Consider the following 11,970-nt stretch of genomic DNA (forward strand, 5'->3'; position numbering starts at 1 on the left):
ACAATAAAAAACAGACTTGTCTGTTCGTTAAAAATTAAATTATGAAAGCATTAGTACCACCATTTACAGCCGAAACCGCAAAAGCAAAAGTACAAGCAGCAGAAGATGCTTGGAATAGTAAAAACCCAGAAAAAGTAGCTCTAGCCTACTCCATAGACTCAAAATGGAGAAATAGAGACCTCTTTTTTACAGGAAGAACAGCCATTGCTCATTTTTTAAAAGACAAATGGAAAAAAGAGCTACATTATAAATTAAAAAAATACTTATGGTCTTATACAGACAATAGAATTTCTGTTCGCTTTGAATACGAATGGCAAGATGCAGACACAGGACAATGGAAAAGAACACATGGCAATGAGCACTGGGAGTTTAACAAAGCAGGTTTAATGCAAGTTAGAGATATGAGTGCTAACGACATTAATATAAAAGAAACAGACCGAAAATTTAAGTAAGCTTCGTTTTTTACACAACTCGTTTGGCGTTACCACAAGGGTCGGGCTTTCCGCTAAATCTTTTTTGAGAAAAACAAAAAAGGATACCGCATCAATCCCTAACGCAAAAAACAAATACAAGGAAACACTTTCGTTTCCTTGTATAAAACAAAACACAAACAACTAAAACCACTAACTAAAATGGCCAAAAACTTTGCAGAAATTGCCTTTACAGATCCCGTTAAAAAACTACAAGAAAAATATGGTAGCAGGAAAAGCTACCAACGCATGGAAAAATTTAACGTTGTGGATGGTTTAACAGCAAACGAAAAAAAATTTATAGAAAATCAAGATAGTTTCTACCTAGCAACAACAAACACTAATAATTACCCATATATACAACATAGAGGTGGTCCAAAAGGCTTTTTAAAAGTGTTAGACTCTAAACGTTTAGGCTTTATAGACTTTTCAGGAAATAAACAATATATATCTGTAGGTAACATAAAAACCAATAATAAGGTCTCGCTTTTTATAATGGACTACCCTAATAAATCGAGGCTAAAAATATTTGCTAAATCAGAAATTATAGAACTAAAAGACAACCCTAGTTTACTAAAAACTCTAGATTTAAACCATTACAATTTTAAACCCGAGCGCATGATAGTATTTCATATAGAAGCTTACGATTGGAATTGCCCGCAACACATTACACAACGCTATACTATGCAAGAAATTGAAGAAGCCATAAACCCGCTAAAACAACATATTGAAAACCTAGAAATTCACATAAAAGCGCTAACCACAAAAAATGAAACTAATTAATAACCATTCATATTAAAATTAAGCATTTGCTTTACTTTATTATAAATTCTAGGAAATTCAGACTTAAACTCATCTGGTGTTTCTATAAAATTTTCAATAATTACCGCTAAAAACTCAAACTTATTAGTGTATGCGTAACCTCTAAAATACTGCGATAAAATTAACTTTTCTCGAAGCTCTTTTTTAGAAGATAATAAAGAGGTTAACTCGCTAAAAGAGTCTTTAAATATAGTAGAACTTATATCGCGTTCCTTTATGCTATTTAAATGTATGGCATGTGTTAACTCATGTATTCCAAGATTTAAATTATCATTTTCTATTTTAAATCCTTCTTCAAAATCTTCCCAAGATAAAACAAGCGCTTTTAATTTAGGGTTAAATTCTCCCTTATGGTAGGCTTTATTCATCTTAGAATAAAAAGCTTTAGGGTATATTACTATTTTAGATAAAAGTGATATATAAAAATCCCTAAAACCAAAAGTTAACATAACAGCAGTCGCAGAAATTAATACACGCATCTTGTCTGTTACCATATAATTTTTAGCCCCCACAAAATCTTTATCCTTTATAAACAAGGCAACCCGATGCTCAAAATACTTTTTATGTTTTTTACTTAATGTATTATAAAAAGAAAAATTTTGGCTTAAAATAGATTTTTCTTTATGCGATAATGTTTTAAGTCTTAAATAAAAATGAACAAAATATGGCTTCTTATTTTTTAAAACATAAGCCATTTCTAAAGTTTTAAGCCCATAGTAAATAATTAAAAGCCCTAAAAAACTAAAGCAAACACCAAGTACAACCCTCTGTTCTAAAGCGTATTGTTCTATTAATAAAATAGGCATCATCAAAATTTAACGTTTTTAGTTTTCATTAATTACTTAACAAACTGTAAAATTTTTTCTAAAACAGGATTTCTATTATCCTTACTCCAAACAACAGATAATGTAGTACGTTGCGAGATTTTATTAAGTTCTATAAACTTTATTTTTTTATTATTCTCCATACATAAAGACTTTGGCACTATAGAAACTCCAAAACCATTTTCTACCAATTTATAAATAGAACCTGCATGTATGGTTTTATGCGATACGTTTGGAACAAAACCAGCATCATCAAAAATTTGCATAACCTTTTCAAAATAAGTCGCGCTATATTCTGGATCGAACAAAATAAAAGACTCTTCTTTTAACTGGCTTATGTTTTTAAAATCTAGTTCGTTAATATCATAATCTGTTGGTAAAACTAAACAAAAAACCTCCTTTAAAATCGGTTTTATCTCTATGCCTCTTGGAGCCCGTTCTAAACGAACAAAACCTATATCAATATCTTGAGAAAACAGACTTTCTATTTGCTTTTCATTACCCATTTCTACAAGCGAAAACAAAATATCGTTGTGAGTATTTTTAAACCTAAGTAGCAATTCTGGTATAATGTTTTGCATCGCAGAACCTACATAACCCAATTTTACATCGCCTCCTATACCGTCATGCAACAATTTTGCATGACTAAATATATGATCTAAATGCTTTAAATTTCTACTTAATTCCTGCTTTAAATATATACCTGCTTTAGTTAATTCTACCTTTCTGTTATGACGTTCAAAAAGTACCATACCTAAATCGGTTTCCATTTGTTTAATCTGTCTACTTAATCCTGGTTGCGATATAAATAAGCGCTCGGCTGCTTTTCTAAAATGTAAATCTTCTGCAACTGCTAAAAAATATTTTATATGTCGAAGCTCTAATTGATTACTCATGGTTATCAATATTACAAAATATTAGTCTTATTAAGCATCATAAATTAAAATATCTTTGTAGAAGTACTTATAACTAACACATAACTTCAATGTTTAAATACGGAATAGACCGACTTAATGTAAGCAAAGTTTTAGCCATTTCTAAAGGTTCATTAAAGGCTGGACTTACCAATGAAGCCAAAGTAAAAATATCAACATCAAGAAAGCATGTTGAAGTTATGGCTAAATCTAACAAAGCAATATATGGTATTAATACTGGGTTTGGGCCATTATGCGACGTTCAAATTACTCCACAAGAAACCAGTAAACTACAAGAAAATTTATTAATTACCCATGCTGTAGGTGTTGGCAACCCGATAGATAAGGAGTTGTCTAAAATTATGATGATTTGCAAAGTTCACGCCTTATCTCAAGGCTTTTCTGGTGTACGATTAGAGTTAATAGAGCGCATTCTTTATTTTATAAATAACAATTTGCTTCCTGTGGTGCCAGAGCAAGGTTCTGTTGGTGCTTCGGGAGATTTAGCTCCATTATCGCATCTCTTTTTACCTCTACTAGGCGAAGGTGAATTTTGGGTCGAAAATGATATTAAACTAGCTAAAACCGTTTTAAAGGCTCATGGGTTAACCCCTATTAAACTCCTTGCTAAAGAAGGCTTAGGCTTAATAAACGGAACACAATTTATTCTGGCTCATACTATTGTAGGTTTAAGCAAGATGGAATATTTATTAGACCTTGCCGATGTTGCTGGAGCTATGAGTATTGAAGGCTATCAAGGTAGTTTTTCTCCTTTTAGAGACGAGCTTCATAAAATAAGACCATTTAAGGGTACCATTAAAGTTGCAGAACGCATGTTTATGTTGCTTTATAAATCGCAAAATGTTGGCTCTCACGAAAATTGTAGTCGAGTTCAAGATCCTTACTCTATGCGTTGCATTCCTCAAGTTCATGGCGCTTCAAGAAATGCCTATTATCATTTAGAAGAGCTAGCAGAGATAGAAATGAACTCGGTTACAGATAACCCTATTGTATTAAACGAAACCGAAGCTATTTCGGGAGGTAATTTTCATGGTCAACCGCTTGCCATGGCTTTAGATTATTGCTCGATTGCTGCTTCAGAACTAGGAAATATAGCAGACCGAAGATGCTTTTTACTATTAGAAGGCAAATTTGGTTTACCTAGATTATTAACAACAGGTGGTGGCTTAAATTCTGGGTTTATGATTCCGCAATACACTACAGCAGCATTAGTAACAGAAAATAAATCTTTATGTTTTCCACCTTCGGCAGATAGTATTCCAACTTCTCTTGGCCAAGAAGATCATGTATCGATGGGTAGTATATCTGGTCGAAAATTCAATCAAATATTAGGTAATTTAGAAAAAATATTAGCCATAGAGCTTATGTATGGCGCACAAGCATTAGAGTTTAGAAGACCAAATACATTCTCAGACATTATTGAAGAAAACTTTAAAATAATAAGAAACAAAGTTCCGAAACTTGAAGACGACCGCATCTTAAAAGATGATATTAATAACATGATAAAACTGGTTAACATGCAAGCCTTCAACTTAAGATAAATAACATGACATTTAAAGAATACATACTACAAGGCATACCAAAAGAATTACCAGAGAAACATGTTTTTCCCGAGGATGCCAATCATGCTCCAAAACGAAAAGACATTTTATCTGTTAAAGAAAAACGCTTGGCTATTCAAAATGCATTACGCTATTTTCCTAAAAATTGGCATAATGAATTAGCCTCCGAATTCGCACAAGAACTCCTTACTTATGGGCGTATTTACATGTTTAGATTTAAACCTAAATATAATATATATGCAAGACCTATAAACGCGTATCCTGCAAAATCGATGCAAGCTGCATCCATTATGTTAATGATTCAAAATAACCTAGACCCTTCTGTTGCACAACATCCAGAAGAGCTAATTACTTATGGAGGTAATGGGTCTGTTTTTCAAAATTGGGCACAATATCTCATCACCATGCAATATTTGGCTATTATGACTGATGAGCAAACTTTACACATGTACTCTGGTCATCCAATGGGCTTATTTCCATCTTCTAGATATGCCCCGAGAGTGGTAGTTAGTAACGGTATGATGATTCCCAATTACTCAAAACCAGATGATTGGGAAAAGTTTAATGCCTTAGGCGTAAGTCAATATGGGCAAATGACTGCTGGGTCCTTTATGTACATTGGTCCGCAAGGCATTGTTCATGGTACAACAATTACCATAATAAATGCTTTTCGAAAAATACTTAACAAAACAGAAACACCAAGAGGAAAAATATTTTTAACTGCTGGTCTTGGAGGTATGAGTGGAGCACAACCAAAAGCTGGAAATATAGCGCAATGCATTACAGTTTGTGCCGAAGTAAATGCCAAAGCAGCAAAAAAACGCTACGAACAAGGTTGGGTTAATGTTTTAATTGAAAATATAAGTGATTTAATTAACAGAGTACAGTATGCCCAAAAAAACAACGAGGTTGTATCTATAGCATATATAGGCAATGTTGTAGAAGTTTGGGAACGCTTTTATGACGAAGGTATTTTTGTTCATGTAGGCTCAGATCAAACATCATTACATATTCCATGGACAGGAGGTTATTACCCTATAGGGCTTTCTTACGAAGACTCTAACAGCTTAATTAGAGAAGATCCAGATCTTTTCAAGGTTAAAGTTAAAGCGTCTTTAAAACGCCATATAGCAGCCATTAATAAACATACAGCAAAAGGCACTTACTTTTTCGATTATGGAAATGCCTTTTTACTTGAAGCCTCTCGCTCTGGCGCCCATATTATGGCAGAAAATGGTATAGATTTTAAATACACTTCGTATGTTCAAGATATTTTAGGACCTATGTGTTTCGATTATGGCTTTGGGCCTTTTAGATGGGTTTGCACTTCTGGAAAAATACAAGATTTAGATAAGACAGATAAAATTGCCATGGAGGTTTTACAAGATATTTACAATAACGCTCCTGAAGATATTAAATTACAACTTCAAGATAATATTACTTGGATAAAAGAAGCGAAAAAAAATAATATGGTGGTTGGCTCTCAAGCGCGTATTTTATATGCAGATGCAGAAGGGCGAGCTAAAATTGCTGAAGCTTTTAATAATGCCATAGCAAAAAAAGAAATAGGACCAATTATTTTAGGTCGAGATCACCATGATGTTAGCGGAACAGATTCTCCGTATAGAGAAACTTCTAACATTTACGATGGTAGTAAATTTACCGCAGATATGGCAATTCAAAATGTTATTGGCGATAGTTTTAGAGGAGCCACTTGGGTATCTATACATAACGGAGGAGGCGTTGGTTGGGGCGAAGTAATTAATGGCGGATTTGGCATGTTACTCGATGGCAGTACAGAAGCTCAAGAGAAACTTAAAAACATGCTGTTTTACGATGTAAATAATGGCATTGCAAGACGCAGCTGGGCTAGAAACCAAGAAGCTCTATTTGCTATAAAACGAGAAATGGATAGGTCGCCAAACCTTAAAGTTACTTTACCAAATTTAGTTGATAACCATTTATTAAAAACCCTTTTTTAATGCGATTACTTTTTACAAATATTAAAGAATTACTGCAAGTTAGGGAAACACCAATAGCCTTTGTTTCTGGTAAAGACATGGCAGTTTTACCAACCATTAAAAATGCTTATTTATTAGTTGAAGATGATAAAATTATTGACTTTGGAAAAATGAAGAATTGTCCAACCAATAATATAACCAAAACTATTGATGCTACAGGTAAAATAATACTTCCTACTTGGTGCGATTCGCATACACATATTGTCTATTCTGGAAATCGAGAAAGTGAATTTGTAGACAGAATTAATGGCATGTCTTATAATGCTATTGCTAACAATGGCGGAGGTATTTTAAACTCTGCAAAAAAACTACAAAACACTACAGAAGAAGCATTATACAAACAAAGTGAACAACGTTTAAAAGAAGTTATCCTATTAGGAACTGGAGCTATCGAAATAAAATCGGGCTACGGATTAACTGTCGACTCCGAATTAAAAATGCTTCGTATAATAAAAAAACTTAAAACTAATTATCCCATTAAAATAAAAGCTACTTTTTTAGGAGCTCATGCCCTACCAGCTATTTTTAAAAATAAAAAAGAAAAATATCTAAACTTAATTATTAACGAAATGCTACCGCAAATAGCAAAAGAAAACCTAGCAAATTATATCGATGTATTTTGCGAAACCGGATATTTTTCTGTGGAAGACACAAATCTTATTTTAGAAGCAGGAAAAAAATATAACCTGACACCAAAAATACATGTTAATCAGTTTACTTCTATTGGCGGTGTACAATGTGGAGTAAAACACAAGGCTTTATCTGTTGATCATTTAGAAATTATGACTAGTGAAGATATTGAAGCTTTAAAAAACACTAAAACAATGCCTGTTGCATTACCTGGATGTTCTTATTTTTTAAATATTCCTTATACACCTGCTCGACAAATTATTGATAGCGGATTGCCTCTAGCGTTGGCTACAGATTACAACCCCGGATCTTCGCCTAGTGGAAATATGAATTTTGTAATATCTTCTGCTTGTATTAAAATGAGTATGACACCCAAAGAAGCTATTAATGCAGCAACCATTAACGGAGCATATGCCATGGGGTTAGAAAAAGAATTAGGCTCTATTACTATTGGTAAAACTGCAAATTTTATACTAACAAAACCCATTAATTCTTATAGTGTTTTGCCTTATTCCTTTGGAACAAACCTTATAGAATCGGTTTATATTCAAGGCAAAGCTATTAAATAAACCCACCATGGAAAATTTCTTTAAAAATCTTAATGTACAATATTGCACAACAGATAAAGCGCTCTGGTCAGTAAGAGCTTCTAACTCCAAATTAGAGCCTCAATATTGGCATCAACACATAACAATTTCTAACTTAAATAAAATAGAAAAAAATTCGTGTATAGAATTTGGCATTATTGGTTATTCCTGCGAAGAAGGAGTTAAAAGAAATCAAGGTAGAATTGGCACTAAAGAAGCTCCAAATACTATAAGAAAAAGTCTTAGTAAATTACCAATTCATTTTGAGGCTAAGCGTATTACAGATTTTGGTAATATTTCTTGCCTTGATAATGATATGGAAGCTTGCCAAAACGGATTATTAAAAACAATTAGCCTTTTAATTAAAAAAAAGGTTTTCCCTATAGTTTTAGGTGGCGGACACGACTTAGCATACGGACATTTTAATGGCATTAAAAATGCTTTAAAGCATAAAGTTAAAAACAAGATTGGTATTATAAACTTTGATGCTCATTTCGATTTACGCCAAATTGAAGACAGGCCCAATTCGGGTACCCCTTTTAATCAGATCTTTTTAGATACTTCAAAAGATAAGCAAGTAGTAAACTATTTTGTTATAGGCATCCAGCAGCAATCTAACACAAAAATGCTTTTTAATATAGCGAAAGAAAATCGAGTTCAATTTGTGCCAAACCTAGAATGCACAATGTCTAAAAAACATCTTAAAAACATCAAAAAAAACTTGAAAACATTTATTAATCAAAATGATTACATATATATATCTATAGATATGGATGGTTTTTCTTCTGCGTATGCTCCTGGCGTAAGTGCCTCATCATCGTTAGGGTTCTCACCTTTTTTCTTCTTTAATATTCTTGAATTTATATTAAAAAGTAATAAAGTAATATCATGCGATATTGCAGAGGTTAATCCTGTTTTTGATGCGGATAATAAAACATCTAAACTAGCTGCAAAAATTGTTGATTTTATTGTTCAAAATTACAAATAAACAACTAACATTACTTTTTGATATCTTTATATTTTGTTTACATAAAACATAAAAGTTCATGTTAAAATCTATTGTTATCTTTTTTAAGCAGTTTTTAAATCCTTTAAAAAAAACAAACGATAACGTCACTAATGTTTTGAGTTCTAAAAAGAATCAAAATAAAAAAGATATAAATAAGTCTCAACAACAACAACAACAACAACAACAACAACAACAACAACAACAACAACAACAACAACAACAACAACAACAACAACAACAACAACAACAACAACAACAACAACAACAACAATAGCCTTTCTTAAAAACAGAAAAGCTCTGTACTAAATAAATACAGAGCTTTTTAGTTTTTATAAGTGGCTTCGAAGGGACTCGAACCCCCAACCCTCAGAGCCGAAATCTGATATTCTATCCAGTTGAACTACGAAGCCATTAATTTCCGCTAAAGCAGAAATATATATCTTTTTAAGACAACTTTGCTTTTACGATATTAGAAATGGTTTTTCCATCGGCTTGACCCGCTAATTCTTTGCTAACCATACCCATTACTTTACCCATATCTTTCATTCCCGAAGCACCTACTTTATCTATAGTCATTACTACAATACGTTCAATTTCTTCTTCGCTTAAAGCTTCAGGTAAAAACTGACTTATAACTTCTGCTTCTGCTAATTCTGGAGCAGCCAAATCTTCTCTACCCTGCTCTAAATATATAGCAGCACTGTCTTTACGTTGCTTGACTTGTTTTTGCAAAATTTTTAACTCTTGATCTTCTGTTAAATCTTCTTTAGCTCCACTTTCTGTCTGTGCTAATAAAATAGCAGATTTTACTGCTCTTAAAGCGGTTAATGCTGCTTGATCTTTAGATTTCATTGCGTTTTTAAGCGCCGACATTATATCTTGTTGTAAACTCATTTTTTTATTGTATTGAATTGCGAAGATAGAAAAAAGATAGATGCACTATGGTAGAAGCAGAAAGAAAGTCTTTATTAAATAAAAAAAAGAACTCATAAAAAAAACCCGAAAAGCATGAAATACTTTTCGGGTTACATAACTAAGATAGGTTAGTATATTTTAATCGACATTATCGTGTAAAAACGAATTATTACTTCTTAATTGAATATCGTCGTTATCATCTAACCCAATACTTGTTCTAGACATGTCTGTTTCTGACGAATGCTTCGCTTCTTTTAAGTCTACACCTTTTCTTTTATAGGCAGGCACCTTTTCTATATCTTCTATTTTTGCGCTATTAAACTTATAATTAAAGTCTTTCATTTTACGTCTGCGTTCTGCAGCACGCTCTTTAAGCATTTCAGAAATAGGGGTGTTCATTGGGTCTATTTCTTCCTCCTCAACGTTTTCTTCAGGAGTAGATTTTTGCTCTACAACTACTTTTTTCTTTTCGAAAACAATCTCTGGTTCTGCTTCTTTAGCAACTTCATTAGCTCCAGATTTCTTTTTGTTAATAGACGATTCTACCTCTGCATAATCATCTAAAACATAACGTATATCTTCTCCTTCATCTGAAGTTTCTGTAACATTAATTAACTCTACATAATCGTTTACAGTAATATCTTTAGCCTCTTCGTGTAATTGATGCGAAATAATTTCTTCTTCTGGCTCAGATTTTAATTCTTCTTTTTCTGAGTTAGTTGAAGCAGAAATTGGAAAATCGAAAGTTAATGTTACTTGTTCCTCTTCTTCAATATTATTGGCTGCAACTTCAGCATCTTTAGTTGTATCAACATCTGAAGACATTCTTGTTACAGGTTTTATAATAAAATCGTCTTCTTGTTCTAAATTAACTTTAACCTCTTCATAAACTACATTAATATTTTTTATAATTTCTGACGTAGGAATAATTTCAAAATCATCAGTAGGTTTTACTGGTTTTGTAATGTCGCTTTTAGGTTTTATTGCTTTATTTGCTGGAACAAAAACAATATCATCGTCTTCTTCAATATCTAAAGTGTGGCGAACAATTGGAGTTTCTTCTTTCTTCTCTAGCTCTATAACTGGAGTTATTATAACTGGATCTTTAGTTTCTGCTACAACAGTTGGTTCTTCCTCTAAGGCATGAACAACTTTTTTAGTTTCTGTATTAGAAATTTCGTCTTGTTGTTCTATGTTAAAACCTGTAGCTATAATAGTTACAGCAATAGATTCTTCTAAGGTTTCGTCTTCGCCAACACCCATAATAATGTTAGCGCCATGTCCTGCTTCATTTTGAATATGATCGTTAATTTCTCCTATTTCGTCAATTGTAATTTCTTGAACACCAGAAACAATTAATAATAGTACATTTTTGGCTCCTGTAATTTTATTATCATTTAATAAAGGAGAATCTAGAGCTTTACGAATGGCATCTTGAGCACGGTTTTGCCCTGAAGCCAAAGCTGATCCCATTATAGCTGTTCCACTATTACTTAATACGGTTTTTGCATCACGTAAATCAATATTTTGTGTGTAGTGGTGTGTAATAACTTCTGCAATACCACGAGCAGCGGTAGATAAAACTTCGTCTGCTTTAGAGAAACCAGCTTTAAAACCAAGGTTACCATATACCTCACGAAGTTTGTTGTTATTAATTACAATTAAAGAATCTACAGTACCTCTTAACTTTTCAATTCCTTTTTGAGATTGTTCAATACGCATTTTACCTTCAAACTGAAAAGGCATAGTTACAATGCCTACTGTTAAAATGTCTAAATCTTTAGCCATTTTAGCAATAATAGGAGCAGCTCCTGTGCCTGTACCTCCACCCATTCCTGCAGTAATAAATACCATTTTGGTATTTGTATCTAACATTTGAGAGATATCTTCAAAACTTTCTACAGCAGATTGCTCTCCTATGTCTGGATTTGCCCCTGCTCCTAATCCTTCGGTTAGGTTAAGGCCTAATTGAATTTTGTTAGGGACACCACTATTTTGTAGGGCTTGGGCGTCTGTATTACAAACGTAAAAATCTACGCCTTTAATACCTTGTTGAAACATGTGGTTGATAGCATTGCTACCGCCACCGCCAACACCAATAACTTTTATAACATTTGATTGATTCTTGGGTAAATCAAATGAGATGCTTTCGAATTCGTTTTTGCTGCTCATAAATTCTGTTTTACTGAGGTTTT

11 protein-coding genes and 1 tRNA gene are annotated in these 11,970 nt (G+C 32.8%); 7 read left to right on the forward strand and 5 right to left on the reverse strand.

Annotation, left to right across the window (positions count from 1 at the left end; translation table 11 throughout):
- The first annotated feature begins 41 nt into the window (after positions 1–41).
- Both ABD715_RS13750 and ABD715_RS13755 read left to right on the forward strand, forming a co-directional pair.
- Positions 42–452, forward strand: coding sequence for a nuclear transport factor 2 family protein (locus ABD715_RS13750; protein ID WP_344788862.1), 411 nt, complete (start codon positions 42–44; stop codon positions 450–452).
- Between the two features lie 180 nt (positions 453–632).
- The gene (locus ABD715_RS13755) at positions 633–1,253 is read left to right on the forward strand and encodes a pyridoxamine 5'-phosphate oxidase family protein (protein ID WP_344788863.1); all 621 of its coding nucleotides are present in this window, start codon (positions 633–635) and stop codon (positions 1,251–1,253) included.
- Here ABD715_RS13755 and ABD715_RS13760 read toward each other — a convergent pair.
- Both ABD715_RS13760 and ABD715_RS13765 read right to left on the reverse strand, forming a co-directional pair.
- The gene (locus tag ABD715_RS13760; RefSeq protein ID WP_344788864.1) at positions 1,250–2,101 is read right to left on the reverse strand and encodes a zinc-dependent peptidase; all 852 of its coding nucleotides are present in this window, start codon (positions 2,099–2,101) and stop codon (positions 1,250–1,252) included. The genes ABD715_RS13755 and ABD715_RS13760 overlap by 4 nt on opposite strands.
- 29 nt (positions 2,102–2,130) lie before the next feature.
- Positions 2,131–3,012: a LysR family transcriptional regulator gene (locus ABD715_RS13765; protein ID WP_344788865.1), complete on the reverse strand. Its 882-nt coding sequence runs from the start codon at positions 3,010–3,012 to the stop codon at positions 2,131–2,133.
- Between the two features lie 89 nt (positions 3,013–3,101).
- Between ABD715_RS13765 and hutH the strand changes: the two genes are divergently transcribed.
- From hutH to ABD715_RS13790, 5 genes are read left to right on the forward strand one after another with little or no spacing between them, the layout of a single operon-like run.
- The gene (gene hutH, locus ABD715_RS13770) at positions 3,102–4,592 is read left to right on the forward strand and encodes a histidine ammonia-lyase (RefSeq protein ID WP_344788866.1); all 1,491 of its coding nucleotides are present in this window, start codon (positions 3,102–3,104) and stop codon (positions 4,590–4,592) included.
- Between the two features lie 5 nt (positions 4,593–4,597).
- Positions 4,598–6,595, forward strand: coding sequence for a urocanate hydratase (locus ABD715_RS13775; protein WP_344788867.1), 1,998 nt, complete (start codon positions 4,598–4,600; stop codon positions 6,593–6,595).
- Complete coding sequence (gene hutI, locus ABD715_RS13780) at positions 6,595–7,833, forward strand: imidazolonepropionase (RefSeq protein WP_344788868.1); 1,239 nt, start codon at positions 6,595–6,597, stop codon at positions 7,831–7,833. Before ABD715_RS13775 ends, hutI begins: the two co-directional genes overlap by 1 nt.
- Before the next feature lie 7 nt (positions 7,834–7,840).
- On the forward strand, positions 7,841–8,839 hold the full coding sequence (gene hutG, locus ABD715_RS13785) for a formimidoylglutamase (protein WP_344788869.1): 999 nt from the start codon (positions 7,841–7,843) through the stop codon (positions 8,837–8,839).
- Positions 8,840–8,897: 58 nt separating this feature from the next.
- Positions 8,898–9,134 (forward strand): hypothetical protein, encoded by a 237-nt coding sequence (locus tag ABD715_RS13790; protein ID WP_344788870.1) that lies wholly within the window; start codon positions 8,898–8,900, stop codon positions 9,132–9,134.
- A gap of 62 nt (positions 9,135–9,196) precedes the next feature.
- Here ABD715_RS13790 and ABD715_RS13795 read toward each other — a convergent pair.
- From ABD715_RS13795 to ftsZ, 3 genes are all read right to left on the reverse strand, one after another.
- A tRNA-Arg gene (locus ABD715_RS13795) sits at positions 9,197–9,270 on the reverse strand.
- Between the two features lie 34 nt (positions 9,271–9,304).
- On the reverse strand, positions 9,305–9,754 hold the full coding sequence (locus tag ABD715_RS13800) for a GatB/YqeY domain-containing protein (RefSeq protein WP_344788871.1): 450 nt from the start codon (positions 9,752–9,754) through the stop codon (positions 9,305–9,307).
- A 159-nt stretch (positions 9,755–9,913) separates the two neighbouring features.
- A complete protein-coding gene (gene ftsZ, locus ABD715_RS13805; protein WP_344788872.1) occupies positions 9,914–11,947 on the reverse strand; it encodes a cell division protein FtsZ in 2,034 nt (677 codons plus the stop codon).
- Positions 11,948–11,970: the final 23 nt, after the last annotated feature.

It is taken from the genome of Postechiella marina, assembly GCF_039538365.1.
In the GTDB taxonomy this organism is placed as follows: domain Bacteria; phylum Bacteroidota; class Bacteroidia; order Flavobacteriales; family Flavobacteriaceae; genus Postechiella; species Postechiella marina.

What these genes read in the sequence shown, in the direction of transcription:
- ABD715_RS13750 (WP_344788862.1), top strand. Translation starts at nt 42, where the DNA reads ATGAAAGCATTAGTACCACCATTTACAGCCGAAACCGCAAAAGCAAAA.
- ABD715_RS13755 (WP_344788863.1), top strand. Translation starts at nt 633, where the DNA reads ATGGCCAAAAACTTTGCAGAAATTGCCTTTACAGATCCCGTTAAAAAA.
- ABD715_RS13760 (WP_344788864.1), bottom strand. Translation starts at nt 2,101, where the DNA reads ATGATGCCTATTTTATTAATAGAACAATACGCTTTAGAACAGAGGGTT.
- ABD715_RS13765 (WP_344788865.1), bottom strand. Translation starts at nt 3,012, where the DNA reads ATGAGTAATCAATTAGAGCTTCGACATATAAAATATTTTTTAGCAGTT.
- hutH (WP_344788866.1), top strand. Translation starts at nt 3,102, where the DNA reads ATGTTTAAATACGGAATAGACCGACTTAATGTAAGCAAAGTTTTAGCC.
- ABD715_RS13775 (WP_344788867.1), top strand. Translation starts at nt 4,598, where the DNA reads ATGACATTTAAAGAATACATACTACAAGGCATACCAAAAGAATTACCA.
- hutI (WP_344788868.1), top strand. Translation starts at nt 6,595, where the DNA reads ATGCGATTACTTTTTACAAATATTAAAGAATTACTGCAAGTTAGGGAA.
- hutG (WP_344788869.1), top strand. Translation starts at nt 7,841, where the DNA reads ATGGAAAATTTCTTTAAAAATCTTAATGTACAATATTGCACAACAGAT.
- ABD715_RS13790 (WP_344788870.1), top strand. Translation starts at nt 8,898, where the DNA reads ATGTTAAAATCTATTGTTATCTTTTTTAAGCAGTTTTTAAATCCTTTA.
- ABD715_RS13800 (WP_344788871.1), bottom strand. Translation starts at nt 9,754, where the DNA reads ATGAGTTTACAACAAGATATAATGTCGGCGCTTAAAAACGCAATGAAA.
- ftsZ (WP_344788872.1), bottom strand. Translation starts at nt 11,947, where the DNA reads ATGAGCAGCAAAAACGAATTCGAAAGCATCTCATTTGATTTACCCAAG.